Source organism: Citrobacter sp. S55_ASV_140 (genome assembly GCF_018919505.1).
Classification (GTDB): domain Bacteria; phylum Pseudomonadota; class Gammaproteobacteria; order Enterobacterales; family Enterobacteriaceae; genus Citrobacter; species Citrobacter werkmanii.
Genome location: NZ_JAHLQZ010000403.1, coordinates 1 through 932 on the forward strand (window position 1 = coordinate 1; position 932 = coordinate 932).

General features: G+C 56.9%; 2 protein-coding genes. Both read left to right on the plus strand.

Annotated elements, in window-relative coordinates; all coding sequences use genetic code 11:
* Nucleotides 1-74: 74 nt before the first annotated feature.
* Nucleotides 75-404, plus strand: coding sequence for a YbaB/EbfC family nucleoid-associated protein (locus KQJ18_RS24160; protein WP_003021764.1), 330 nt, complete (start codon nt 75-77; stop codon nt 402-404).
* On the plus strand, nt 404-932 hold a 529-nt coding region (gene recR / locus KQJ18_RS24165; RefSeq protein ID WP_216422980.1), incomplete at its 3' end, for a recombination mediator RecR. The genes KQJ18_RS24160 and recR, both read left to right, overlap by 1 nt.

Here is a 932-nt window from a genome sequence, read left to right on the forward strand (position 1 = left end):
GTATTCGCCCCATTTGATCGCCAGCCTGATGGTTGGACGGTCGTCATCCCTTAACGTGATTGAGAGAGAAGCCTATGTTTGGTAAAGGCGGTCTGGGTAACCTGATGAAACAGGCCCAGCAGATGCAGGAAAAAATGCAGCAGATGCAGGAAGAAGTCGCCAAGCTGGAAGTGACCGGCGAATCTGGCGCGGGTCTGGTAAAAGTGACCATCAACGGCGCGCACAACTGCCGTCGTGTGGAGATCGATCCAAGCCTGCTGGAAGACGACAAAGAGATGCTGGAAGACCTGGTCGCTGCGGCATTCAACGACGCGGCGCGTCGCATTGAAGAGACGCAGAAAGAGAAGATGGCTTCTGTTTCTTCCGGAATGCAGCTGCCGCCTGGCTTTAAGATGCCGTTCTGATGCAAACCAGCCCGCTGTTAACTCAGCTTATGGAAGCACTGCGCTGTCTGCCGGGCGTTGGCCCGAAGTCTGCGCAGCGCATGGCGTTCACGCTACTTCAGCGCGATCGCAGCGGCGGGATGCGTCTGGCGCAGGCGTTAACGAAGGCGATGTCGGAAATCGGCCACTGTGCCGATTGCCGCACCTTCACAGAGCAGGATGTCTGTAATATCTGTTCGAACCCGCGTCGCCAGGAAAACGGTCAGATCTGTGTGGTGGAGAGTCCGGCGGACATCTATGCCATTGAGCAAACCGGCCAATTTTCTGGACGTTACTTCGTGCTGATGGGGCACCTGTCGCCGCTGGACGGTATTGGCCCTGATGATATCGGGCTGGATCGCCTTGAACAGCGACTGGCGTCTGAGCAAATCAACGAACTGATCCTCGCGACCAATCCCACGGTCGAAGGAGAGGCGACCGCCAACTATATTGCTGAGCTTTGCATGCAGTATGGCGTTGAAGCCAGCCGTATCGCCCATGGCGTACCGG

Coding starts and splice junctions, on each gene's coding strand:
- KQJ18_RS24160 (WP_003021764.1), top strand. CDS start 75: ATGTTTGGTAAAGGCGGTCTGGGTAACCTGATGAAACAGGCCCAGCAG.